The following is a 21,333-nucleotide window of genomic DNA, read 5'->3' as shown; positions in this document are numbered from 1 at the left end:
ACGGCCGGGCGGGGATGGGACCGCCCGGCCACCCCTCGGGTCTGCGCTCAGCGCTCGCGTGTCGCCGCGAACTTCACCCTGGGATAGCGATCGGCAACATAGCCGACCTCCCAGCTCGACTTGGCCATGAACACCGGATTGTCGTCGCGGTCCTTGGCCATGGCGCCCCGGTTCAGGCTCATGAACTCCGCCAGGTCCTTGGGATCCTCGGCCGAGATCCACCGCGCCGTCTCGAACGGAGCCATCTCCAGCCCCGCCGCCACCTTGTACTCGGCATCGAGCCGCGAGATCAGCACGTCGAGCTGCAGCTGGCCGACCACGCCGATGATCCAGTTCGAGCCGATCTCCGGATAGAAGACCTGGGTCACGCCTTCCTCGGCCATGTCGTCCAGCGCCTTGCGCAGCTGCTTGGTCTTGGTCGGGTCCTTCAGGGCGACGCGGCGCAGGATTTCCGGCGCGAAGTTCGGCAGCCCGGTGAAGCGCACATCCGCCTTCTCGCTCAGCGTGTCGCCCACGCGCAGCACGCCATGGTTGGGGATGCCGATGATGTCGCCCGGGAACGCCTCGTCGGCCAGTTCACGCTGCTGCGCGAAGAACAGGATCGGCGAGTGGATCGCGATCGGCTTGCCATGCCCGGTCGGCGTCAGCTTCATGCCGCGCTTGAAGGTGCCCGAGACCAGCCGCATGAACGCGATGCGGTCGCGGTGGTTGGGGTCCATGTTCGCCTGGACCTTGAACACGAAACCGGTGACCTGGCCCGCATCGGGCGCGACCGGCGCCGGCTCGGCCGGCAGCGCGTGCGGCGGCGGGGCGTGCGTCGCGATCGCCTCGATCAGCGAATCGACGCCGAACTCCTTGAGCGCCGAGCCGAAATAGACCGGGGTCAGGTCGCCGTGGCGATAGGCCTCGCCGTCGAACGCCGGATAGCCCGCCTGGGCCAGCTCGACATCCTCGCGCAGCTTGGCGAGGTTCTCGGGCGAGATGATCTGGTCGAGCTGCGGATCGTCGAGCCCCGAGGTCTGCACCACCTTGCCATGGAACTCGCGGCTGTCGCCCTCGGGCAGCAGCAGGCGGTTGGTGGCGAGGTCGAAGATCCCCTCGAAGGTACCGCCCATGCCGACCGGCCAGGTCATCGGGCACACGTCGAGCGCGAGCAGGTCGGCGATCTCGTCGAGCGTCTCGAACACGTGGCGGCCTTCGCGGTCGACCTTGTTGACGAAGGTGATGATCGGCACGTTACGCAGCCGGCAGACCTCGAACAATTTCCGGGTCTGGCTCTCGATGCCCTTGGCGACGTCGATCACCATCACCGCCGAATCGACCGCGGTGAGCGTGCGATAGGTATCTTCCGAGAAGTCCTCGTGGCCTGGCGTGTCGAGCAGGTTGAAGGTCACCCCGTTCCGCTCGAACGTCATCACGCTCGACGTCACCGAGATGCCGCGCTGCTGCTCGATCTTCATCCAGTCCGAGCGCGCACGCCGCGCCTGGCCGCGCGCCTTCACTTCGCCGGCGAGATGGATCGCGCCACCGAACAGCAGCAGCTTTTCGGTGAGCGTGGTCTTGCCCGCGTCAGGGTGCGAGATGATCGCGAAGGTACGGCGGTCGGAGGGAGAAGGCATCGCGGCCCTCTAGTCGTCGCGCAGCCTCTCGGCAACGCCTGCGATTTCTCGCACCTGTACTAAACTGCTCCCCCAGGCGATCCGCCCTAGACCCGGAGCGAAACCCGCATCGTGAAGGTCCGCGCCTCGCCCGGCGCGAAGCGCAGCATCAGCGGCTTGTCCCAGATCTCGCCGGTGAAGCCGTACGGATCGGCGATGCCGTGCCAGGGCTCGATGCACAGATAGCGCGCGCCCGGCTTCATCCACAGCCCCAGCGCCGGCGTATCGGGGAAATCGCAGACCAGCTGCGGCCCGCCCAGCGCGCCATAGCTGAGCGACTGGCTGCGCACCGGATTCCACACCAGCGCATCGCGCTCGAACAGCTCGTCATACAGCTCGAGCATCCGGTCCTCGACCGGGCTCTCCCAGCTGTCGGCGTCCATCCAGCCGCCCTTGACGATCGCCGCCAGTTCGCCGGGCTCCTCGTCGGCGAAGACGATCTGGTGCTCCTCCTTGCTCGAGCCATAGGGCAGCGGCCAGGCAAAGGCAGGGTGGAAGCCGAAGCTCGCCGGCATATCGACATCACCGGTGTTGGTCACCGTGATCTCCATCAGCAGCGAAGCGTCGATCAGCGTGAACGCCGCATCGAGCGCGAAGGCGAACGGGTAGACCGCGCGCGTCTCCGCATTGTCGACCAGCCGGAACACCGCCCGGTCCGGCGCCTGCTCGACCAGCGCGAAATCCTGCTTACGGGCGAAGCCGTGCTGGGGCAGCGTGTATTCCTTGCCGTCCAACCGATATTTGTCGTCCATCAGCCGCCCGACGATCGGGAAGAGCAACGGCGCCCGTCCGCTCCAGAAGGCGGGATCCGCATCGGTCATCAGCTCGCGGCCATCCGCATCCCGCAGCGAGGAGAGCTCGGCGCCGAACGGATTGATCGCGGCGGACAGGGACTCGGACTGAATAGAGATCATTCTGGACCTAATAGATCATGGGGAAGACGGCGGCGGATACTATAATCCGGCGACACAGGGGCAAGAGGGGGCAGCCTGAAGGCCAGGCCGCCCGGGAGGAGACACCATGAACAGTCAGACAATCGATGTCATCGGCGATCCCGCGCTGATCGCGGCGATCGCGGCGCTTGCACGGCAGGAGGGCCATGCCGCCTCCGAGCCGATGCTGACCGAATCGATCAGCGACGCGCTGGACGCGCCGTTCGGCGTCGACGAGATCCGCCAGGTCTGCGAAGTCGTCACGATCATGATGGGAGCCGGCACCTCGGTCGTCGGCTTCCTCGCCGCGGTAAAGGCGCTGCTCAAGCGCAGCGAGCCAAAGGGCGGCGGCGAGACCGCGGTGATCGTCAACGATACCCAAAGCCAGGCCCGGATCACCAGGCTGACGCCCGATACTGACATCAGCCAGATCGGCGGCTAGCCATGCTCCCCATCATCCAGTTCGATCCGGCCACGATGTCGTTGTTGTACGACGCCCAGCTGATCGGCGGACTGGATGGCGGCGGGCCGATCCAGCAGGCGGTCGCCGCGGTCACCCAGGGCAGGTCCGACGAGGCGATCGCCATTCTGGCATCCATCGACGACGACAGGACCTTCAACCGCGGCCTGCAGATGGTGTCGGCGATCTGGCACGAGAAGCGCCATTTCCTCGATTTCGTGTTCAGCAATTACGGCGCGTTCCGCTTCCGCCAGTTCGTCGAAATGTACGCGAACATGCCCCTCATCCTTCGCGAGGGGCAGGAGGCGGGGAAGATCCATGTCCCCCTCGAAATCTATGCCGATCCCGTTCGCAGCGCGGTCGCGAAGGTCGAGAACCCATCCGCCCACTTAGCCACCCTGGCATCGGTACTGACCCGTCGGCGAAAGATGATCGAGAGGGACCGGGCGCAGGAACAGACGCGCTTCGGGAGGCTCGAGCTGGGCGGCGAGGCACAGCTCGAATGCATGGCCTTCCTGGCACAGCTCGATTTTGTCGGCACCTATTTCGGCGAGGAGGGCATGCGGCGATTCTACGGCTCGCTGTTCGATGCCGGGCAATTCGCCGCCAAATATCTCTCGCTGATCGAAACCGCCGGGCGGCTGGGGGTGGTGCAGGGAGATGTCACGGCCGAGGATGCGATCACGATCGACCCGTCGCTGCTCGAATGCATCCTGTTCGCATCGCTGCAGACCGACTATTTCGGCGCCTCTGCCCCCGGCTATGCGGCCACCTCCTACCCGGCGGAACGCTTTGCCGCGATCTCGGTGGAACTCACCCAATCCGGCAAGCTGCCGCAACCCGGCGCGCCGCCGCTCACGCCCGAGGATTGCTGGGAACTCGTCGATCAGGCGTGCCGCACCATATTTGGCGAAAGCATCGAGGGGGCCATCGCCAGGGATCTTGCCCTGTTCCGTGCGCAGACCGTCGACAAGATGCGGGGAAACATCCCGCCGGCGCTCGAGACGATGTTGGAGGACTATCTCGGCCTGCGCGAACGCATGCTCGAGGAATTTCGCGAAGACCCCGGCAAGTTCATCTTCTCGGCAAGATTCACCTCGGATCTCGCCGATCGCCTGCAACCGAATTACGTGATGGCGGCAAGCGGCGGAGATCTCGGCGATCCGCCGCCCGGCTACCATCTCATCATGGGCTATGATCATGAGAAGGGAACGGCGGGCGGCCAGGACCTTCCCTATCGCAAATGGTGGTGGGCCTGCGCGCCGACGCATCAGGCGGCAGGCGCAGCGCCGGACCGGCTGGGATTTGCCAACCCCTCGGTCTGGTACTCGGTGATGGACTTCTACGCCCCCACCGCCAAGCTTCTCATGAACGGACGCCGGCTCAGGACGCTCATCGGGCCCGAACTGCTCTTCGCCCAGCAGCGGCTGACGAATGATTTCCAGATAGAAATCGAGATATATCCGAGCTTCGCCTTTCCGGACGAGACGCTGCCGGTGGAGGTTTTCTACTATTACTACGGCACCGACCGGCTGAAATGCGACATGTCCTCCGTCCCGCTCACGCGCCCGGAAGGCGTGGCGATAAACCCCTGGACGCTACGGCGATGGCCGGGGCTCGCCCGGCACATGATCACCACGCTCGGGGATCATGACTTCGCCTATTTCACCTTTGTTCGCGACTGGTCGCCCTGGGTGATATCCAGCGCCGCCTATGACGAGATCCGGCCCTTGATGGCGTGAGCGCGCTCAGCCCTCGCGGTGGATCGCGAAGGCCTGCCAGCTCTGGTTGACCGGCATCAGCTCGAGGCTGTTGATGTTCAGGTGCGGCGGCAGCGTCGCCACCCACAGGATCGTCTCGGCGATGTCCTCGGCGGTCATCGGGTTCACGCCGCCATAGAGCTTGTCCGAGGTTTCCTGGCTGCCGGTGCGCACCAGGGTGAACTCGGTCTCGACCATGCCGGGCTCGATCGAGGTGACGCGCACCCCGGTGCCGTGCAGGTCGGCGCGCAGGTCGAGGCTCAGCTGGCGGACGAACGCCTTGGTCGCCGCGTACACATTGCCGCCCGGATAGGGATAGGTCGCCGCCACCGACGACAGGTTGATGATCGCGCCCTTGCGCGCCACCAGCATCGGCAGCAGCTTGTGGGTGATCGAGACGAGCGCGGTCACGTTCGTGTCGATCATCGTCTTCCACTTGGTGAGCGACGCCGCCTGCGCGGGCTCGAGGCCCAGCGCCAGCCCGGCATTGTTCACCAGCAGGTCGAATTCGCGGAAGCCCTCGGGCAGCGAGTCCAGCGCCGCGTCGCGGGCTTCCTCGTCGCGGATGTCGAAGGCGAGGGTGCGGACATTGTCGCGCTCCAGCGGCGCCAGCCGCTCCGCCCGCCGCCCGGTCGCGACGACATTCCACCCCGCATCGGCAAAGGCCAGCACGCAGGCCTCGCCAATCCCCGAAGTGGCGCCGGTGATGAGTGCGGTTGGCATGGGCTGGCTCCTTGTGCTGCGGTGCCGCGGCTATGCGGCGCGCGAAGCGGCAAGGCAACCGGCTCTCGCCCCAATCCGTCACCCTGAGCTTGTTTCAGGGTCCAACTCTCCACGAGCGATATCGCTCGCGGCGCATTGGATGCTGAAACGAGTTCAGCATGACGAGATTGGTACTCCATCCTCCCGTCAAGGGAAGTGCCGGTCAGCCCCGCAGCACCGCGCCCTGCTTGGCCGCGGCGGCGACCACCTTGTCGGCGACCGCCTTCAGCTCCTCGTCGGTGAAGCTCTTCTCGCCCGGCTGGAGCGTAACTTCGATGGCCAGGCTCTTCTGACCTTCCGGCACGCCGGTTCCGGTGAAGACGTCGAACAGCCGCGCATCGACGATGGTCGCCTTGTCCGCGCCCTTGACGCTGCGGACCAGGTCCCCTGCCGCCAGCGTCGCCGGCACCAGGAAGGCGAAGTCGCGCGTCACGGCCTGCAGCGCGGGCGGCGTATAGGCCGTGCGCATGAAGCCGGTGCCGCCGCGCTTGCCGGGCAGCGCATCGAGATAGAGCTCGACCGCGGCGACATCGCCGTCGAGGTCGAACGCCTTGAGCACGCTCGGGTGGACCATGCCGAATGCCGCGAGCACCGTCTTGGGCCCCAGGCGCAGCGTCGCCGACTGGCCCGGGTGCCAGACCTCGCCGGCCTCGCCCATCACCTGCAGGTTCGCCACCGGCGCGCCGGCGGCCTCCAGCAGCGCCAGCGCCTCGGCCTTGGCATCGAACGCGGTGAAGGGCTGCGCCTTGCCACCCTGCCAGCCGCGCGGCGTCTTCGCGCCCGCCAGCAGCACGCCGAGCGTCACCCGCTCACCGTCCGCCAGATAGCGCCGGCCCAGCTCGAACAGGCGGACCGAGGTCGCGCCGCGCTTGAGGTTGCGCTCGGCAGCACCCAGCAGGCCCGGCAGCAGCGACGGGCGCATGACCTTCATGTCCTCGCTGATCGGATTGGCCAGCGTCCAGGCACCGCCGCCGAAGGGCGCCGCCTCGCTCTCCGAGACGAAGCTCCAGGTCACCGCCTCGTTGAGCCCGCGCGCCGCCGCCGTGCGGCGCAGCTTGCGCTCGAGCTTCTGCTCGGGCGTCGCGGTCGGCTTCGCCACGCCCGGCACCCGCGAGAGCGGCGTGGACGGCACATTGTCGATACCCTCGATCCGGATCACTTCCTCGACCAGATCGGCCGGGCCGTCGACATCGCGGCGCCAGCTTGGCGCAGTGACGCGCAGCGCGTCGAAGCCCGCATCCAGCTCGACCGGATCGCCATTGCCGTCGAGCGGCTGGACCGTGAAGCCCAGGCTCTCGAGGATCTCGACCTGCCGCGCCGCCGGCACCGCCAGCCCGCCCAGCGTCTCGGCGAGCTTCGGATCATAGCCGGTGGTCACGCCGACCTTGGGCAGCGTGCCGGCGCGCGTCACTTCGCTCGCCGTGCCGCCGCACAGCTGGATCACCAGCCGCGTCGCGATCGCGATGCCGTCCTCGAGGAACTGCGGATCGACGCCCCGCTCGAAGCGCGAGCGCGCATCGCTGGTCAGGTTGAGCTTCTGCCCCGCCCGCGCGATATGCTCCGGCTCGAAATAGGCGCATTCGATCACCACGTCGGTGGTGGTTTCGGACACGCCGGTGTCCTCGCCGCCCATGATCCCGCCGATATCGTGCACGCCGTTGGCGTCGGCGATCACGGTGATCGTCTCGTCTAGCGTATAGGTCTTCTCGTTGAGCGCCAGCACCTGCTCGCCGGCCGTCGCCTTGCGCACGGTCAGCGCGCCCGACAGCTTGGCCTTGTCGTACACATGCAAAGGCCGGCCGAGATCGATCATCACATAGTTGGTGATGTCGACCAACGCCGAGATCGGCCGCTGGCCGATCGCCTTCAGGCGCCGCTGCATCCATTCGGGCGACGCGCCGTTGGTCACGCCCGAGACGGTCTGGCCATAATAGGCCGGGCACCCCTCGGGCGCCTCGATCCTCACCTCGGGCCCCGCGCCCGCAACCGCAACCGGCTCGGCATCGAGCGGCTTGAGCGTACCCAGCCCCGCCGCCGCCAGGTCGCGCGCGATGCCGCGCACGCCCATGCAGTCCTGGCGGTTCGGGGTGATCGAGATGTCGAACACCGGGTCGTTGAGATCGGCATAGTCGGCGAACGCCGTGCCCACCGGCGCATCGGCCGGCAGCTCGATGATCCCGTCATGATCCTCGCCCAGCTCGAGCTCGCGCGTCGAGCACATCATGCCGTTCGATTCGACCCCGCGCACCGCGGCGACCTTCAGCTGCATGCCATTGGCCGGCACCACCGCGCCCGGCGTCCCGAGCACGCCGACCAGCCCCGCGCGCGCATTGGGCGCGCCGCAGACGACCTGCAGCACCTGCTCGCCGGTATCCACCGTCAGCACCTGCAGCTTGTCCGCCTGGGGATGCCGCTCGGCGGTCAGCACCTTGGCGACGCGGAAGCCGTTCAGCTTCTCGCCCGGATTCTCCACGCCTTCCACTTCGAGGCCGACGCGGGTCAGCGCCTCCTCGATGTCGGTCAGCGAGGCGTCGGTGTCGAGATGCTCCTTGAGCCAGCTCAGGGTGAACTTCATGCGCCCACTCCCCCGCTCAGCGTGGGCACGTCGAGTGCCGAGAAGCCGTAATGCTTGAGCCAGCGCAGATCGCCGTCGAAGAAGGCGCGCAAGTCGTCCATCCCATATTTGAGCATCGCCAGCCGGTCGACACCGGTGCCGAAGGCGAAGCCCTGCCATTCGTTCGGATCGAGGCCGCAGCTCTCGATCACCTTGCGGTGGACCATCCCGGAGCCGAGCACTTCCATCCAGCCGCCATTGTCGCTCTTGCGCGGATCGCCGCCGATCACGCGCTTGCCGTTCTGCCAAGTGAAGCCGACGTCCACCTCGGCCGAAGGCTCGGTGAACGGGAAGTAGCTCGGGCGCAGCCGCAGCACGATGTCGTCGCGCTCGAAGAACGCCTTGAGGAAGGTCTCCAGCGTCCATTTCAGGTGGCCGAGCGTGATCCCCTTGTCGATCACCAGCCCCTCGATCTGGTGGAACATCGGCGTGTGCGTCGCATCGCTGTCCGAGCGATAGACGCGGCCCGGCGCGATGATCCGGATCGGCGGCTTGTCCTTGACCATCGTGCGAATCTGCACCGGCGAGGTGTGGGTGCGCAGCAGATACTTCTGGCTGCCGTCTTCCTCGCGCGGGAAATAGAAAGTGTCGTGCATCGCCCGCGCCGGATGCGTCTCGGGGATGTTGAGCGCGGTGAAATTATGCCAGTCGTCCTCGATCTCGGGACCGGTGGCGACCGCGAAGCCGAGATCGGCGAAGATCTCCGCCAGCTCGTCCATCACCTGGCTCACCGGATGCACCGAGCCGGCGGCCACGCCGTCGACCGGCAGCGTCATGTCGAGCGTCTCGCTGGCCAGGCGCGCGTCGAGCGCCGCCTTCTCCAGCGTGCCCTTCCGCGTCGCCAATGCCTCGGTCACTGCCTCGCGCAGCGAATGGATGCGCGGGCCGGTTTCCTGGCGCTCTTCGGGGCTCATCCCGCCCAGGGTCTTGAGCAGGCCGGTGATCGCCCCCTGCTTGCCAAGCGCATGCACGCGCACGGCCTCGACGGCGTCGAGCCCCGCCGCTGCATCGATCGCGCCGAGCAGGTCGGTGCGGAGCTGGTCCAGATCGGTCGTCAACTTGTCACCTCGTCATTCCCGCGGAGGCGGGAATCCATTCACACTTTCGGTAGCGGCTCGAAGCCCAGCCCGATCGCAAGGTCAACCCATTCCGGGTTCGATTGCTCGATCAGGTTCAACTTCCAGTCGCGATTCCATTTCTTGATCCGCTTTTCACGCAGGATCGCGGCTTCCATGTCGCCATGCATCTCGTACCAGACCAGGCGCAAGGCATGATGCGCATGCGCGAAGCCTTTCGTGATCCCCTGGCGATGCTTGTAGAGCCTGCCCACCAGGTCGGAGGTCACGCCGGTATAGAGCGTTCCCGCCCGTCCGCTCGCCAGGATGTAGACGCACGGATATTTCTCCACCGCCACCCTCCCTCACACCGTCATCCCCGCGAAGGCGGGGATCCATTGCCGCTGAACAGGAGGAAAGAACCCCGCCGTCAGCCTAAATGGATTCCCGCCTTCGCGGGAATGACGAAAGAAGAAGCGGCACAAAGAAAAAGGGCGCCGGTGTTGCCACCGGCGCCCCATTTTCTGGTGCTCGCGCAGGTCGCCTTAGGCGGCCTGGGGCAGAGCCGCCTTCGCCTGCGCGATGATGGCGGTAAAGGCTTCGCCTTCGTTCATGGCGATATCGGCCAGGACCTTGCGGTCCAGCTCGATGCCGGCGAGCTTCAGCCCGTGCATGAACTGCGAATAGGTCAGGCCTTCGGCGCGGACACCGGCGTTGATGCGCTGGATCCACAGACCACGGAAGGTCCGCTTCTTAACCTTGCGGTCGCGATACGCGTACTGGCCGGCCTTTTCGACGGCCTGACGGGCGATGCGGATCGTGTTCTTGCGACGACCGCGATAGCCCTTTGCCTGCTCAAGAATGTTCTTGTGCTTGGCCTTGGTGGTTACACCACGCTTAACTCGTGCCATTTGTCAGGCCCTCCTTACTTCAGACCGTAGGGCGCCCACGCCTTGATGTGTGCAACATCGGCGTCGGCGAGCACGGAGGTGCCGCGGTTCTGGCGGATATACTTCGCGTTGTGCGAAATCAGGCGGTGGCGCTTGCCGGCGACTCCATGCTTCACCTTGCCAGTGGCGGTGAACTTGAAGCGCTTCTTTACGCCGCTCTTCGTCTTGAGCTTGGGCATTTTCGTCTCCTTATAGTTCGACGATTGCGGACACGCGCGGCAGCCCATTCAGCCGGCGCATCCCTACGATCGCGGAAAGCGGGGCCCCTAGCCGAAGAGTCGGGAGAGCGCAAGGTGAGTCTCTGGACTCCCCTCCACCCTACCTCGTCATCCCCGCGAAGGCGGGGATCCATTGGCACTGAAGCCGGATGGAGCCGCACCGCCAGCCAGAATGGATTCCCGCCTTCGCGGGAATGACGAGGGATAGTCTGGGATGCCGGCAAATCCCCGAATCGGAACCCCTTGGCATCGCCGGGCTTTCTCCCAGCATGGCCGATCGCGAAGCCCCGATAACCGCAGCCGACCCGGCACCAGCGCCCGCCGACGCGCCCGCGCGCCCGATTCGTGCCCTCGGCACGCCCCTCGCCAGCGTCATCGCGGTCGCCGCCACGCTCCTCGGCCTGGTCGTCCTCGCCTGGACGATCCTGTTCGTCACCAAGGGCCGCTTCCTCAAGCACAGCTTCGAGCGGATCGTCGCCCAGCAGACCCACCGCGAGGTGAAGGTCGCCGGCGACTTCCAGCTCTATTTCAACCCGCTCAACGTGAAGTTCGTCGCCGAGGGGATGACGATCTCCAACCCCGCCTGGGCCGGCAAGGGCAATTTCTTCGAGGCGAAGCGCATCGATTCGCGCATCTCCACCTGGGGCCTGATCACCGGCCGCCGGCGGATCAACTGGCTGGGCCTCGAGGACGGCCGGATCGACCTGCGCTGGGACAAGGACGGCAAGCGCAACAGCTGGACGTTCAGCGAGGAAAAGGGCGAGCCGCTCGACCTGCCGGTCATCCGCCGCGCGCTCGTCCAGGGCACGATGATCCGCTACATCGATCCGCGCATGCATGTCGAAGCCGGGATCCGCATCCACACGGTGGAAGCGAAGGACACCCAGTTCGCTTCGTCGATCGGCTTTGACGGCGCCGGCACGGTGCGCGGCACCCGCTTCGTCATGAACGGCGCGCTGCTCACCCCCAACGCCACCGTGTCGGGCGGCAGGAACCAGCTCAAGCTCCATGCCGAGGCGGTGCGCACCCAGGTCGATGTCTCGGGCACGCTCCCCGGCGCCACCGAGATCGAGGGCGCCGACCTCCACATGAATGTCCGCGGGGCGAACCTGGCGGACGTCTTCATGCTCGCGGGCATCGCCGTGCCCGACACACGCACCTATCGCCTCACCTCGGCGCTCACCAAGCGCGGCGACGAATGGCGCTTCACCGGGCTCAAGGGCCGCTTCGGCGACTCCGACCTCGCTGGCAAGATGACCGTGAAGATGACGCGCCCGCGCATGCTGCTCACCGCGCAGCTCGCCACCGACACGCTCGACATCGTCGATGCCGGCCCATTCATCGGCTACAATCCGAACACGCTGGCGGCGAAGGGCGCCGCCGGCGCGATCACCCAGGTCTCCGGCACGCCGCGCCTGCTGCCCGATGCGAAGCTCCGCATAGACGCACTTCGCAACTTCGACGCGAAGGTCCACTGGACGGTGCGCGACGTCCGCGCGCCGAGCATGCCGGTGTCGAACATCGAGCTGGGGCTCGATCTCGACAACATGCTGCTCAAGCTCAGCCCGCTCAATTTCAGCATGGCGCGCGGCACGGTCAGCTCGGACATCAGCATCAACGCGCGCAAGCAGCCGGTCTTCACCGATTACGACATCCGCCTGTCGCCCACCCCGATGGGCACGTTGCTCGCCGGCTGGGGCGTCCAGCAGAGCGGCACCAGCGGCACGGTCAAGGCGCGGGTGCAGATGACCGGCCTCGGCGACAGCGTGCGCGAATCGCTTGCCAATTCGAACGGCCGCATCGCGATCATCCTGCCGCGCGGCTCGCTATGGACGCGCAACGTCCAGCTGTCCGAGATCGATATCGGCACCTTCGTCCAGAAGATGTTCGAGAAGAAATTGAAGGAGCCGGTGCAGATCAATTGCGGGCTGATCGGCTTCACCGTGCGGAACGGCGTGGCCGCGGCGGATCCGATCCTGATCGACACGCAGAAGAACGTCATCCTCGGCCGCGGCGGCTTCAGCTTCCGCAACGAGAGCATCGACCTGGCGGTGCGCGCCGACAGCAAGAAGTTCAGCCTGTTCTCCGGCCAGTCCCCGGTCGGCCTGAACGGCTATTTCGCCCGGCCGGGCCTGAACGTGATCTCGCCCGAGCTGGTCGCCCGCGCCGGCGTCGGCTTGGGGCTGGGCGTCGTCGCCAGCCCGTTCGCGGCGATCATAGCGTTCGTCGATGTCGGCGATGCCAAGGCGGCCGCCTGCGGCCCCGTCCTGGAAGGCGCCCGCGCCGCCGCCCAGCGCACCACCAAGGGCAAGCCCCGCGACGATGTCGGCAGGGGGACGACGAGCAAGTCGGAGAATGGCGGGCGCAGCCGGGATTAGGGAACGCCCTGAAATACCACCGGCATCCCCGCGAAGGCGGGGGCCAGTCCCGGCGCACTATCGAAGGCACCGGAACCTCGCGAGCGACATCGCGGCTGGACCCCGGCCTTCGCCGGGGAGCGGCATCCACCCAAATCGGTTCGCAAACCGGATTGACGCCACCTCCGCGATGCCGGACCCTCTCCCCACAAACCGCCATCGGAAGGGGAACGATGCGCATCCACCTGCTGCTCGCCGCGACTGCCGGCCTGGCCCTGGCCACCATACCACCCGCCACGCCCGAGGCACGCGCGTCCACCGTGCCCTTCTGCGGCACCGGCCTGGTAGCCGGATTGGCGATCTGCCTCAGCTGGAACATCAAGCGCTCGGAATATCGAACCCTGGTAGCGCGGGCCAATGCCGGCGACCGGGATGCCGCGCTCACCCTCGCGCAGTTCGAAGACGAACGCGACGATATCCAGTCCGATGGCCGCAAATGGTGGGCTCGCGCCGCACAGCTCGGCGAATGCCAGGCCATCCGCAAACTTCGCGATGATGCCGCAAGTGCCGGCAATGCCCGCCTCGCCGCGCATTGGCGGAAACAGGTGGACCGGTATCGTTGCACGGTTCGCGTTTACGGCGAGCGTTGGATGGGTTCGCGCTGGCTGCTCGGAAAGCAATAGCCACGCCCCGACCTGCCCGGCTTGCAAAATAGGATTTCGCCTGCTGGGCTTCCGCAGCGGGCTTCGGCCCGCCGCTATTTCAACCGTCGGAAATCGCTCAATGGTCGTGGTGGTGATGGCCCTGCCCGCGGCAGGCCAGCGCCTCGAGGATCTCCTCGATCCGCGCCGGGTCGCCGGCGGCGATCACTTCGCCGTTGCTGCCGGCGTGGAGGGGATCGCCCTGCCAGTCGCACATCCGCCCGCCGGCGCCCTCGACGATCGGCACCAGCGCGGCGAAGTCGTGGAGCTTGAGGCCGGCCTCGACGACGATGTCGAGCCAGCCGCTGGCGACGCAGCCGTAATTATAGCAGTCGCCGCCCAGCACCACGCTCGCCACGGCGCTGTCGAGATGCTCGAAGGCGTGGAGCTGGTCGTCGTCGAACAGGGCCGGGCTGGTCGTGGCGAGGATCGCGTCCTTGAGGTCGCGGCAGCGGCGCGCCTCGGCGGGCTTGCCGTTGAACAGCGTCGGGCGGCCGGCGACGCCGAGCCAGCGCTCTTTTGTCACCGGCTGGTCGATGATGCCGAGCAGCGGCCAGCCGTCCTCGATCAGCGCGATCAGCGTGCCGAAGATCGGGCGGCCGGCGATGAACGCGCGGGTGCCGTCGATAGGGTCGAGAACCCAGGTCTTTCCGCTGCTCCCCTCCCGCGTTCCGAATTCCTCCCCCTGCACGCCGTCCATGGGTCTTTCGGCGATGATCAGCTTGCGCATAGCCTCTTCCGCAGCCCGATCGGCCAGGGTTACCGGGGACTGATCCTCCTTGGCCTCCATGCCATGGGCACCCCGGAAATAGGGCAGGATGGCGGCGCCGGCCACATCGGCAAGGCGTTCGGCAAGGGCGATATCGGCAGCGGTCACGGGCATGGGGAAGCCCTAGCGTTCCGATTTTGACTCGCCAAGGTCACAAACCTTTGTCACTCCACCCGCCGATGCGCCGCCTGCTGATCCCGATCGCGTTCCTCGCCGCCACCCCCGCCGCCGCGCAGACCTTGCGCGCCGTGCCCGCCCAGCCCGCTTCCGAAGCCGATGCGCTGCGCGGGGTCGAGGTGTTCCTGGTCAATGAAGGCGAAGCGCCGGTCACCGATTCCGGCCCACGCCAGATCGAGATCACTGCGGTCGATGGCACCCGCCTGGTCCTGGAGCGCGCGCCGGGTCCGCTGCCGACGGTCGCTCCGCACGGCTTCGCCAAGGCGCGCTATGTGCCGGTCGGCATCGCCGGCCGCGCGGTTCCGCCGAGCGAGCAGCACGCCGCCGCCGACATGCCCGAAGGCGAGACCGTGGTGCAGAGCTCGACGGGCAGCTCGGGCGCCTTTGTCGAGCGATTCGAACCGCACGAGCCGGTCTATGGCGCATTCGGGCTAAAAGACGCCGGCGGCAAGCTTCAGGTCAGCCTTGCCTTCCGCCCGTTCAGCGAGAATGCCCCGCTCAAGCTCGGCAACCTGCGCTTCGCCTATACCCAGACGATGTTCTGGGCGCTGAACCAGCCCTCGGGCCCGTTCCGCTCGACCAACTACAGCCCCGAGATCTACGCCGACATTCCCCTGGACGAGACCACAAGGGTCGCGCTCGGCTACCGGCACGATTCGAACGGGCGCGGCGCGCTCGATTCGGTCGACCTCAACCGCGTCTACCTCCGCGCCGAGAAGACCTTCGACCTGGGCGGAGACTGGCATGTCGATGTCGCCCCCCAGGCCTGGTTCTATGTCGGCCAGATCCGCACCGCGCCCGACGTGAAGGACTATTTCGGCTATACCAGCCTTACCGCCGCGATCGGCCAGCGGGACGGAATCAAGCTCTCGCTCACCGGCCGCGGCAATTTCGAGACCGGCAAGGGCGCCGCCGAATTGTTCGTCTCCTACCCGCTCGCGCGGATTGCGAAGGGCGTGGGCTTCTATATCTTCGGCCAGGCCTTCACCGGCTATGGCGAGGCACTGGACGACTATCGCAAGAACGACACCCATGCCCGGATCGGCATCGCACTGACGCGGTAGGCCGGGGAGAGGATCTAAGGAGGATCGCCATGCGCAAATTGCTGATCACTGCCGCCGCCCTGTCGCTCGCCATGCCGGCCACCGCCGCGCTCCAGACCGGCCAGGCCGCGCCCGACTTCACCGCGCCCGGCGCGATGGCGGGCAAGCCCTTCACGGTGAACCTCAAGGCCGCGCTCAAGAAGGGCCCGGTCGTCCTCTATTTCTTCCCCGCCGCCTTCACCGCAGGCTGCAACGCTGAGGCCCATGCATTCGCCGAGGCACTGCCCAACTTCCAGAAGGCCGGCGCCACGGTGATCGGCATGACCGCCGGCAATGTCGAGAAGCTCGAGGCCTTCTCGGCCGAGAAGTGCGCCGGCAAGTTCGCCGTCGCCGCAGCCAGCCCGGAGATCATCAAGGGCTATGACGTGCTGCTCACCGGCAAGGACGGCAAGCCGACGACGATCACCAGCCGCACCTCCTATGTGATCGCGCCGAACGGCAAGGTGCTGTTCGTCCATTCGGACATGAGCCCCGCCGATCACATCCGCCTGTCGCTCGCCGCGGTCCAGAAGTACAAGGCCTCGCACAAGCACTGATCCGCGGCCTCGACATTTTCACGATTCCGCATGCTTTGCTCACCGGATGTTAGCAGTTGCACCGTAATTCCGTGTCCAGACGGCATTGAGGGTTGATGCCGTCGGACCAATTTTCTGGTGAGGCATTGAAGCAGATGGGCGCGGCGAAGGCCGTTCGGGTGGCAAGCGGGTCCCAGGCCGCGCGTAACCTGTACGACCGAATCGGTGAGTTCCTGGTGGATCAGCGGCTCGACCCTGATCCCGCGAACTATGCCTTTGCCTATCAGTTGCTCGCCAATCCCGACGGGCCGCTCGCGCGGGCGGTGCATGCGCTCACCGATGGCGGCGTCCGCCTCACCCGGCGCGACATCGAGACGCTGGGCTGCGACACGCAGCCCGTCGCCGGCAATCCGACCGCGACGATCGAAAAGGCCCAGGGCCTGGTCGCCCAGACCCAGATGCAGGTCGAGGGCTTTCAGGACATGGTCACCGCGATCCATGCCGAGACCGTCGATTTCGGCCGCGACCTGGCCGCCAGCGCGCGCGCGATGCGCAGCTCCGGCGCCGACAATGTCGAGGTCGAGCGCCTTACCGCGACGATGCTCGAGCGCGTGCGCTCCGCCGAGGAGCGACTGGAAAGCGCCAACCGCGAAGCGAACGAGCTGCGCACCAAGCTGGAAGAAGCACGCGACAACGCCCGCAAGGATCCGCTGACCGGCCTGCCCAATCGCCGTGCGTTCGAGGAAGCCTATGCCGCCCAGGCCGCGGCGGGCACCCGGATCTGCATGGCGGTGTGCGACGTCGATCACTTCAAGTCGGTCAATGACCGGTTCGGCCATGTCGTGGGCGATCGGGTGCTCAAGGCGCTCGGCGAAGCGCTGTCGGACACCTGCAAGGGCCATCTCGTCGCCCGCTATGGCGGCGAGGAATTCGTCGTGCTGTTCAGCGGCGTGGACATCCGGACTGCCCGCGAGATACTCGATCGCGCCCGCATCGCCGTGTCGGCCAAGCGCTACCGCCTGCGCGAGACCGATGCCCCGCTTGGCGAGATCACCTTCTCCGCCGGCCTGAGCGCCGCGGCGGAAGGCGAAATGTTCGGCACCGTGTTCCACCGCGCCGACCAGCTCTGCTACGCCGCCAAGAATGGCGGCCGAAACTGCATCCGCCTCGATTGACCGGAATCGGACAGTGACTGTCCGCCTTTGATTGGGAAAATGCACCATTGCTTGGCGTGAAATTTCCCAACTGCGCGTAACTTTCTATCGCAGCCCTAATGAAATCAATCACTTAGAAAATTGGCACGCTCCCTGCAATTCATCTGGCATCGGCAAGGCCGGATGGTCCGGCAACCGAAACACAGGGAGTAAGTTAAAATGGCCGTACGTATCAGCTCGTTCCAGCACAGCGTTGCAGTCATCGGCGCCGTCGTTCTCAGCTATGGCATCCTGCTCTTCTCGTCGTCCGCGCTTCCGATCGCATGATCGGCGCCGGACACGACGGAAGGGAGAGGATAAGCATGACGCGTAGCCTGATGATCGGTGCGGCATCATTCGCCATCACCGCAATGACGATCGCCACGGTCGGCCTGCAGGGTTTCAGCCACTTCGGCTGAACCCTGCGAGCCGCCCGGCGGCGGCCACCACCAGGCGGAAGCTCGGTCCGCCCAAACACCCGAGAATCAGCGGCCCGGACAGGGCCTCCAGCCCGGCGGCGGCACCATCCGGAAGGGATGGAACACCCCCGCCTTCAAGATACCCTCGTCGTACAGCATCGCCAGGAATGCCTCATGGCGGACATAGCGGCGAAAGGCGTGAAACGGCTCCGGCTCGCGGAAGCCATAGCCGAGCATCCCGCAATAGCGGCCCTCATCCCGAACGGCTTCGCCCACCTCCGGCTTCAGCCCGAAATCGGTGGGATTGAGCTTGCCGCTCAACCCGATGAACTTGTCGAGCACCGGATCGCCGCGATTGACCGTGTAGCGCAGGCTCTCCAGCTGCGGCCCGAGATCCCGCAGCTTGCCGCAGGGCTGCCTGTCCACAATCGCCGCCTGCTGGTCCTGATCGCAGAAATCGATCCGGCCGATCGCCGGCGCCAGCATCAGCGCATGGATGCGATTGCCCCGGTCCGGCAAGGGCTGCGGCGTGAGCAACGCCGAATAATCGCCATGCCAGTGCGCCGAGACTTCGCGCGCCCTGGCAATGAAATCGCGATGATAGACCGGATTGCCCAGCGCGCTCAGGATCACCGATGCGCCGCGGCTATGGCTGATCAGATAGACCTGCTTGCCCTCGATCCGCGCCAGCACCCGGCGCAGTCCGCGCGAACCGGCGAGCTGGCTGGTCGCGGTGGCACGGAACCAGATCTTGCCCGCACCGAGCAGCTTGCCGGTAAGCCCATCCCAGTTGAAGCGGATCACGCCGTCGTCCGGCCCGAGATCGAGCTGCGCCTCGATCGTGTCGAAGGGCGGCTCGCTGTCGTCGATCTCGCTGTTGAAGCCATGGATCAGCACGAAGATCCGTTTCTTGCCCCGTGCGAAGGCCTCGATATCGGCAAGCTGCCGGGATTCCTCGCGCGCGATCAGGGCGTCCAGCCCGGGCTTGCCCAGCGCTTCGTCGAGCAGGCTGCCAGCCTTCAGCTTGCCGCGATCGGCATAGCTGCGCCAGCCGTCGGGATAGAAGGTGCCGTTCATATCGACGAACAGCTCGGCACGCCTGGCCGCAGCCGGATCGAGATCGGCCGGTGCTAGGAAGCGCTCGCGCTGCGGATAGGCATGCGACCAGCAGCCGCCCAGCAGGACGGCAAGCGCCAATAGAAATGCGCGCGCAAACCCTTGTCGCATGATGCTCCCCGCGAGGCGAGCATCAGGTGGCAGGCGGGCGCGATCGCGGCAAGCGGCTTTCGAGCAGGGCCGCTATCAGGCGGTGGCGCTTGCCCCGACCGGGCCGATCGGCGCTTCCTCGCCGCGGGAATAGGTGCCGGTGAGCAGCCCCGCGGCGATCACCCTGCCTTCCATCGCCCGCAGCACGGCGCCACGGCCCGGATTCTCGCCCGGGTCAGGTCCTTCGGTCAGCGCGAAGATCTGAAAGGCGTAGTTATGCTCGCCATGCCCATTGGGCGGATCGGGCGGCAGCCAGCCCTCGACGAACACGCTGTTGCGCCCAACATCCTCGCCCTCGGCACCGCCGGCGCCATCGGGCGCGATCTCGCCCTCCTTGAGGTTGCCGTCGATGAGCAGGCCCCAGACGATCCCGTGCACCACCGGCTGCGGCGTCGGCGCATCGGGATCCTCGACGATCAGCACCAGCCGCGCCGTTCCCTCGGGCACCCCGGTCCAGAACAAAGGCGGCGACACGCCCTCGCCATCGGCGGTGAAGCGATCGGGCAGGCGCCCGTCATTGGCGAAGGCCGGGCTGGCAAGGTGGATCACGCCTTCGCCGGCCAGCTCGGGCCGGACGATCGCCAGCTTGTCGGCACCGGCACGAAACGGGCTCAGCGCCTTGCCGAGCCAATGGGGAAGATGTTCGAGCATCGCTTTCTCCTCGGCAGCTGAACCGATGAGAAAGCGGGAGGCTCCCATCTGTCACGTCATCCCGGCCCCGAGCCGGGATCCCGCTTCTCCTTCGCCAGCCTGAGGCAGCGGGACCCCGGCTCAAGGCCGGGGTGACGATGAGAGCTACAGGTCGAGCTTCTCGTAATCGGCGGGGGGCGGGATGCCTTCCATCCGCTCGCTGAGCAGCGGGCGGAAGCTCGGGCGGCTCTTCATGCGGATGTACCAGCCCTTGGCCTGCTCATGGCTCTTCCAGTCGATGCCGCCGAGATAATCGGCGATCGAGATCTGCGCGGCTGCCGCCAGATCGGCCAGGCTCATCGTCGGGCCGGCCAGCCAGGTGCGGTGATCGAGCAGATAATCGATGTAATCGAGATGGTTGACCGCCGCCTTCATCGCATTGCGCAGCGCCTGGCCATCGGGCGACTGCTTGTAGACGATGCGCTTGAGCATCCGCTCGTGGAGCAGGGGCGCGGTGATCTCGGCATAGAAATTGGTGTCGAACCAGATCGCCAGGCGGCGGATCTCGGCGCGATCGGTGGCGGTGCCGTTGAGCATCGGCGCCTTGTTCACCGTCTCCTCGAAGAACTCGCAGATCACCTGCGAATCGATCAGCGTCACGCCGCGCTCGTCATCGACCATCACCGGCACCTGCCCGGTCGGGTTCAGGTCGAGAAACTCGTCGCGCCGCAGCCAGGGCGATTCCCGCACCGGCTCATAGCCTACGCCCTTCTCGCCCAGCAGCAGCCGGACCTTGCGCGAGAAGGGACAGAGCGGGAATTGGTAAAGCTGCCACATCCAGTCGCTTTAGGACTCGGTACGCGCCCGCGTAAAGCGATTGCCGGGCAAAAGCGCTTATTTGGTCGTAAGCGCCCCACGCAGCGGCGCCAGCGCGGCGCGCAGGCGGGCGGCGGTCTGGTCGAGCGAGTCCTGCATCTGCAGCGCGCCCTCGGTCAGCTTGCCGGCAATCACGACGGCGCTGCGGGCGTCGTTATGGAAGTTCTTCTCGAAATTGGGATCGCGGCGGCGCTGGATATCGCGCAGCGTATCCTGCTCGCCGATCGTCGGGTCGATATAGCGCGCGGCGGGGCCGACGCGGGTATCGAGCACGATGCCGGCCAGGTTGGTGAGCATCGCTGCGGCGCCTTCCTGCACCATCGGATTGTTGAGCGCGCGGGCGAGCGCCTCGGTCTTGTCGCGGGTGCTGGGCTCGGGCTGGGACTGGGCAAGCGCCGGCGTGGCGGCGGCGCAAAGCAGGGCGGCGGTCAGGGCAAGACGCATGTTACGCTCCGGAGGGCGGACTCGGATATGCGCGCTTTATATCACAAAGACTTGGCAGATAAGCAGGGGCTTGCGACGAGCCGTTCAGCGCGGATTGCCGCCGCAGGAATCGGCCTTCAACGCCCAGGCGAACTTGCCGCGATCATTCTGGTATCGCGTGAGGGCAACCGTATCGCCGCGACGGCACCGATCGAGCAGGCCCGGATCGCCGGTGAAGCGCTGCACGCCGCCGCCCGGCATCGTGACTTCGATCACGGCGATCGGTCCGTGCGCCAGCGTGTACTTGCCTCCCGACGGCACGCCTTGCCGAAGGTCACGGATGGTACCCGTTCCCACGATCTGCGTGCCCTCGCGGCGCGGCAGCCCTTCCCAGCTCGGCCAGGCGAAGAATGCCCCGACCGCGAGCAGCACCAATGCCGCGACACCTTCGCGCCAGTAATCCCGGATGGGATGCCGGGCGGGCCGGGCCGTCAC

Annotated in this window: 21 protein-coding genes; 7 read left to right on the top strand and 14 right to left on the bottom strand. The window is 66.6% G+C overall.

Going from position 1 to position 21,333, the window contains the following annotated elements; all coding sequences use genetic code 11:
• Positions 1–47 precede the first annotated feature (47 nt).
• Together O3305_RS16255 and O3305_RS16250 are read right to left on the bottom strand one after the other, a co-directional pair.
• Positions 48–1,619: a peptide chain release factor 3 gene (locus O3305_RS16255; protein WP_269573460.1), complete on the bottom strand. Its 1,572-nt coding sequence runs from the start codon at positions 1,617–1,619 to the stop codon at positions 48–50.
• An 86-nt stretch (positions 1,620–1,705) separates the two neighbouring features.
• Positions 1,706–2,572, bottom strand: coding sequence for an aldose 1-epimerase family protein (locus tag O3305_RS16250; RefSeq protein ID WP_269573459.1), 867 nt, complete (start codon positions 2,570–2,572; stop codon positions 1,706–1,708).
• Between the two features lie 106 nt (positions 2,573–2,678).
• Between O3305_RS16250 and O3305_RS16245 the strand changes: the two genes are divergently transcribed.
• Positions 2,679–3,032 (top strand): hypothetical protein, encoded by a 354-nt coding sequence (locus O3305_RS16245; protein ID WP_269573458.1) that lies wholly within the window; start codon positions 2,679–2,681, stop codon positions 3,030–3,032.
• Between the two features lie 2 nt (positions 3,033–3,034).
• Positions 3,035–4,792, top strand: coding sequence for a hypothetical protein (locus O3305_RS16240; protein ID WP_269573457.1), 1,758 nt, complete (start codon positions 3,035–3,037; stop codon positions 4,790–4,792).
• Between the two features lie 6 nt (positions 4,793–4,798).
• Here O3305_RS16240 and O3305_RS16235 read toward each other — a convergent pair whose 3' ends face one another.
• The 6 genes from O3305_RS16235 to rpmI form a co-directional block, all read right to left on the bottom strand.
• Positions 4,799–5,533: an SDR family NAD(P)-dependent oxidoreductase gene (locus O3305_RS16235; protein ID WP_184162884.1), complete on the bottom strand. Its 735-nt coding sequence runs from the start codon at positions 5,531–5,533 to the stop codon at positions 4,799–4,801.
• A gap of 202 nt (positions 5,534–5,735) precedes the next feature.
• Positions 5,736–8,147 carry a phenylalanine--tRNA ligase subunit beta gene (gene pheT / locus O3305_RS16230; RefSeq protein WP_269573456.1) on the bottom strand — a complete coding sequence of 804 codons (2,412 nt, stop codon included), beginning with the start codon at positions 8,145–8,147 and terminating at the stop codon, positions 5,736–5,738.
• Positions 8,144–9,244 (bottom strand): phenylalanine--tRNA ligase subunit alpha, encoded by a 1,101-nt coding sequence (gene pheS / locus O3305_RS16225; protein ID WP_269573455.1) that lies wholly within the window; start codon positions 9,242–9,244, stop codon positions 8,144–8,146. Before pheS ends, pheT begins: the two co-directional genes overlap by 4 nt.
• Positions 9,245–9,282: 38 nt before the next feature.
• Positions 9,283–9,600, bottom strand: a complete 318-nt coding sequence (locus tag O3305_RS16220; RefSeq protein WP_502958139.1) for a GIY-YIG nuclease family protein — start codon at positions 9,598–9,600, stop codon at positions 9,283–9,285.
• A gap of 186 nt (positions 9,601–9,786) precedes the next feature.
• The gene (gene rplT / locus O3305_RS16215; protein WP_116839693.1) at positions 9,787–10,152 is read right to left on the bottom strand and encodes a 50S ribosomal protein L20; all 366 of its coding nucleotides are present in this window, start codon (positions 10,150–10,152) and stop codon (positions 9,787–9,789) included.
• 14 nt (positions 10,153–10,166) lie between these two features.
• Entirely contained in the window at positions 10,167–10,370 is a 204-nt protein-coding gene (rpmI, locus tag O3305_RS16210; protein WP_184162896.1) for a 50S ribosomal protein L35, read from the bottom strand.
• 308 nt (positions 10,371–10,678) lie between these two features.
• Between rpmI and O3305_RS16205 the strand changes: the two genes are divergently transcribed.
• Positions 10,679–12,787, top strand: coding sequence for an AsmA family protein (locus O3305_RS16205; RefSeq protein WP_269573453.1), 2,109 nt, complete (start codon positions 10,679–10,681; stop codon positions 12,785–12,787).
• Between the two features lie 212 nt (positions 12,788–12,999).
• Positions 13,000–13,449, top strand: coding sequence for a hypothetical protein (locus tag O3305_RS16200; protein WP_269573452.1), 450 nt, complete (start codon positions 13,000–13,002; stop codon positions 13,447–13,449).
• 97 nt (positions 13,450–13,546) lie between these two features.
• Here the strand turns inward: O3305_RS16200 and hisN are convergent, their stop codons facing one another.
• On the bottom strand, positions 13,547–14,350 hold the full coding sequence (gene hisN / locus O3305_RS16195; RefSeq protein WP_269573451.1) for a histidinol-phosphatase: 804 nt from the start codon (positions 14,348–14,350) through the stop codon (positions 13,547–13,549).
• Positions 14,351–14,415: 65 nt separating this feature from the next.
• On the opposite strand from hisN, the gene O3305_RS16190 reads away from it, so the two are divergent.
• From O3305_RS16190 to O3305_RS16180, 3 genes are all read left to right on the top strand, one after another.
• The gene (locus O3305_RS16190; RefSeq protein WP_269573450.1) at positions 14,416–15,477 is read left to right on the top strand and encodes a phospholipase A; all 1,062 of its coding nucleotides are present in this window, start codon (positions 14,416–14,418) and stop codon (positions 15,475–15,477) included.
• A 29-nt stretch (positions 15,478–15,506) separates the two neighbouring features.
• Positions 15,507–16,052 carry a peroxiredoxin gene (locus O3305_RS16185; RefSeq protein ID WP_269573449.1) on the top strand — a complete coding sequence of 182 codons (546 nt, stop codon included), beginning with the start codon at positions 15,507–15,509 and terminating at the stop codon, positions 16,050–16,052.
• 158 nt (positions 16,053–16,210) lie between these two features.
• Entirely contained in the window at positions 16,211–17,206 is a 996-nt protein-coding gene (locus O3305_RS16180) for a GGDEF domain-containing protein (protein ID WP_353739200.1), read from the top strand.
• 503 nt (positions 17,207–17,709) lie between these two features.
• Here O3305_RS16180 and O3305_RS16175 read toward each other — a convergent pair.
• The 5 genes from O3305_RS16175 to O3305_RS16155 all read right to left on the bottom strand — a co-directional run bounded on the left by O3305_RS16175 (position 17,710) and on the right by O3305_RS16155 (position 21,333).
• Entirely contained in the window at positions 17,710–18,870 is a 1,161-nt protein-coding gene (locus O3305_RS16175; RefSeq protein WP_269573448.1) for an alpha/beta hydrolase, read from the bottom strand.
• Positions 18,871–18,945: 75 nt separating this feature from the next.
• A complete protein-coding gene (locus O3305_RS16170; protein WP_269573447.1) occupies positions 18,946–19,560 on the bottom strand; it encodes a YbhB/YbcL family Raf kinase inhibitor-like protein in 615 nt (204 codons plus the stop codon).
• A gap of 144 nt (positions 19,561–19,704) precedes the next feature.
• On the bottom strand, positions 19,705–20,376 hold the full coding sequence (locus O3305_RS16165) for a glutathione S-transferase family protein (RefSeq protein WP_086127617.1): 672 nt from the start codon (positions 20,374–20,376) through the stop codon (positions 19,705–19,707).
• Positions 20,377–20,433: 57 nt separating this feature from the next.
• The gene (locus O3305_RS16160) at positions 20,434–20,859 is read right to left on the bottom strand and encodes a hypothetical protein (RefSeq protein ID WP_269573446.1); all 426 of its coding nucleotides are present in this window, start codon (positions 20,857–20,859) and stop codon (positions 20,434–20,436) included.
• Positions 20,860–20,943: 84 nt separating this feature from the next.
• Positions 20,944–21,333: a hypothetical protein gene (locus O3305_RS16155; protein ID WP_269573445.1), complete on the bottom strand. Its 390-nt coding sequence runs from the start codon at positions 21,331–21,333 to the stop codon at positions 20,944–20,946.

Source organism: Sphingomonas sp. NIBR02145, assembly GCF_027359115.1.
GTDB classification, from domain to species: Bacteria; Pseudomonadota; Alphaproteobacteria; order Sphingomonadales; family Sphingomonadaceae; genus Sphingomonas; species Sphingomonas kyeonggiensis_A.
Note: the sequence above shows the minus strand (reverse complement) of the source record. Positions and strands in the feature narration are given on the sequence as shown.

Excerpts from the sequence above, each read along its gene's own strand:
- O3305_RS16165 (WP_086127617.1), bottom strand. The coding sequence starts at position 20,376 with ATGTGGCAGCTTTACCAATTCCCGCTCTGTCCCTTCTCGCGCAAGGTC.
- O3305_RS16200 (WP_269573452.1), top strand. The coding sequence starts at position 13,000 with ATGCGCATCCACCTGCTGCTCGCCGCGACTGCCGGCCTGGCCCTGGCC.
- O3305_RS16190 (WP_269573450.1), top strand. The coding sequence starts at position 14,416 with ATGCGCCGCCTGCTGATCCCGATCGCGTTCCTCGCCGCCACCCCCGCC.
- O3305_RS16255 (WP_269573460.1), bottom strand. The coding sequence starts at position 1,619 with ATGCCTTCTCCCTCCGACCGCCGTACCTTCGCGATCATCTCGCACCCT.
- hisN (WP_269573451.1), bottom strand. The coding sequence starts at position 14,350 with ATGCCCGTGACCGCTGCCGATATCGCCCTTGCCGAACGCCTTGCCGAT.
- rpmI (WP_184162896.1), bottom strand. The coding sequence starts at position 10,370 with ATGCCCAAGCTCAAGACGAAGAGCGGCGTAAAGAAGCGCTTCAAGTTC.
- O3305_RS16175 (WP_269573448.1), bottom strand. The coding sequence starts at position 18,870 with ATGCGACAAGGGTTTGCGCGCGCATTTCTATTGGCGCTTGCCGTCCTG.
- O3305_RS16250 (WP_269573459.1), bottom strand. The coding sequence starts at position 2,572 with ATGATCTCTATTCAGTCCGAGTCCCTGTCCGCCGCGATCAATCCGTTC.
- pheT (WP_269573456.1), bottom strand. The coding sequence starts at position 8,147 with ATGAAGTTCACCCTGAGCTGGCTCAAGGAGCATCTCGACACCGACGCC.
- O3305_RS16245 (WP_269573458.1), top strand. The coding sequence starts at position 2,679 with ATGAACAGTCAGACAATCGATGTCATCGGCGATCCCGCGCTGATCGCG.
- O3305_RS16170 (WP_269573447.1), bottom strand. The coding sequence starts at position 19,560 with ATGCTCGAACATCTTCCCCATTGGCTCGGCAAGGCGCTGAGCCCGTTT.
- O3305_RS16160 (WP_269573446.1), bottom strand. The coding sequence starts at position 20,859 with ATGCGTCTTGCCCTGACCGCCGCCCTGCTTTGCGCCGCCGCCACGCCG.
- O3305_RS16185 (WP_269573449.1), top strand. The coding sequence starts at position 15,507 with ATGCGCAAATTGCTGATCACTGCCGCCGCCCTGTCGCTCGCCATGCCG.
- O3305_RS16240 (WP_269573457.1), top strand. The coding sequence starts at position 3,035 with ATGCTCCCCATCATCCAGTTCGATCCGGCCACGATGTCGTTGTTGTAC.
- O3305_RS16205 (WP_269573453.1), top strand. The coding sequence starts at position 10,679 with ATGGCCGATCGCGAAGCCCCGATAACCGCAGCCGACCCGGCACCAGCG.
- O3305_RS16235 (WP_184162884.1), bottom strand. The coding sequence starts at position 5,533 with ATGCCAACCGCACTCATCACCGGCGCCACTTCGGGGATTGGCGAGGCC.
- rplT (WP_116839693.1), bottom strand. The coding sequence starts at position 10,152 with ATGGCACGAGTTAAGCGTGGTGTAACCACCAAGGCCAAGCACAAGAAC.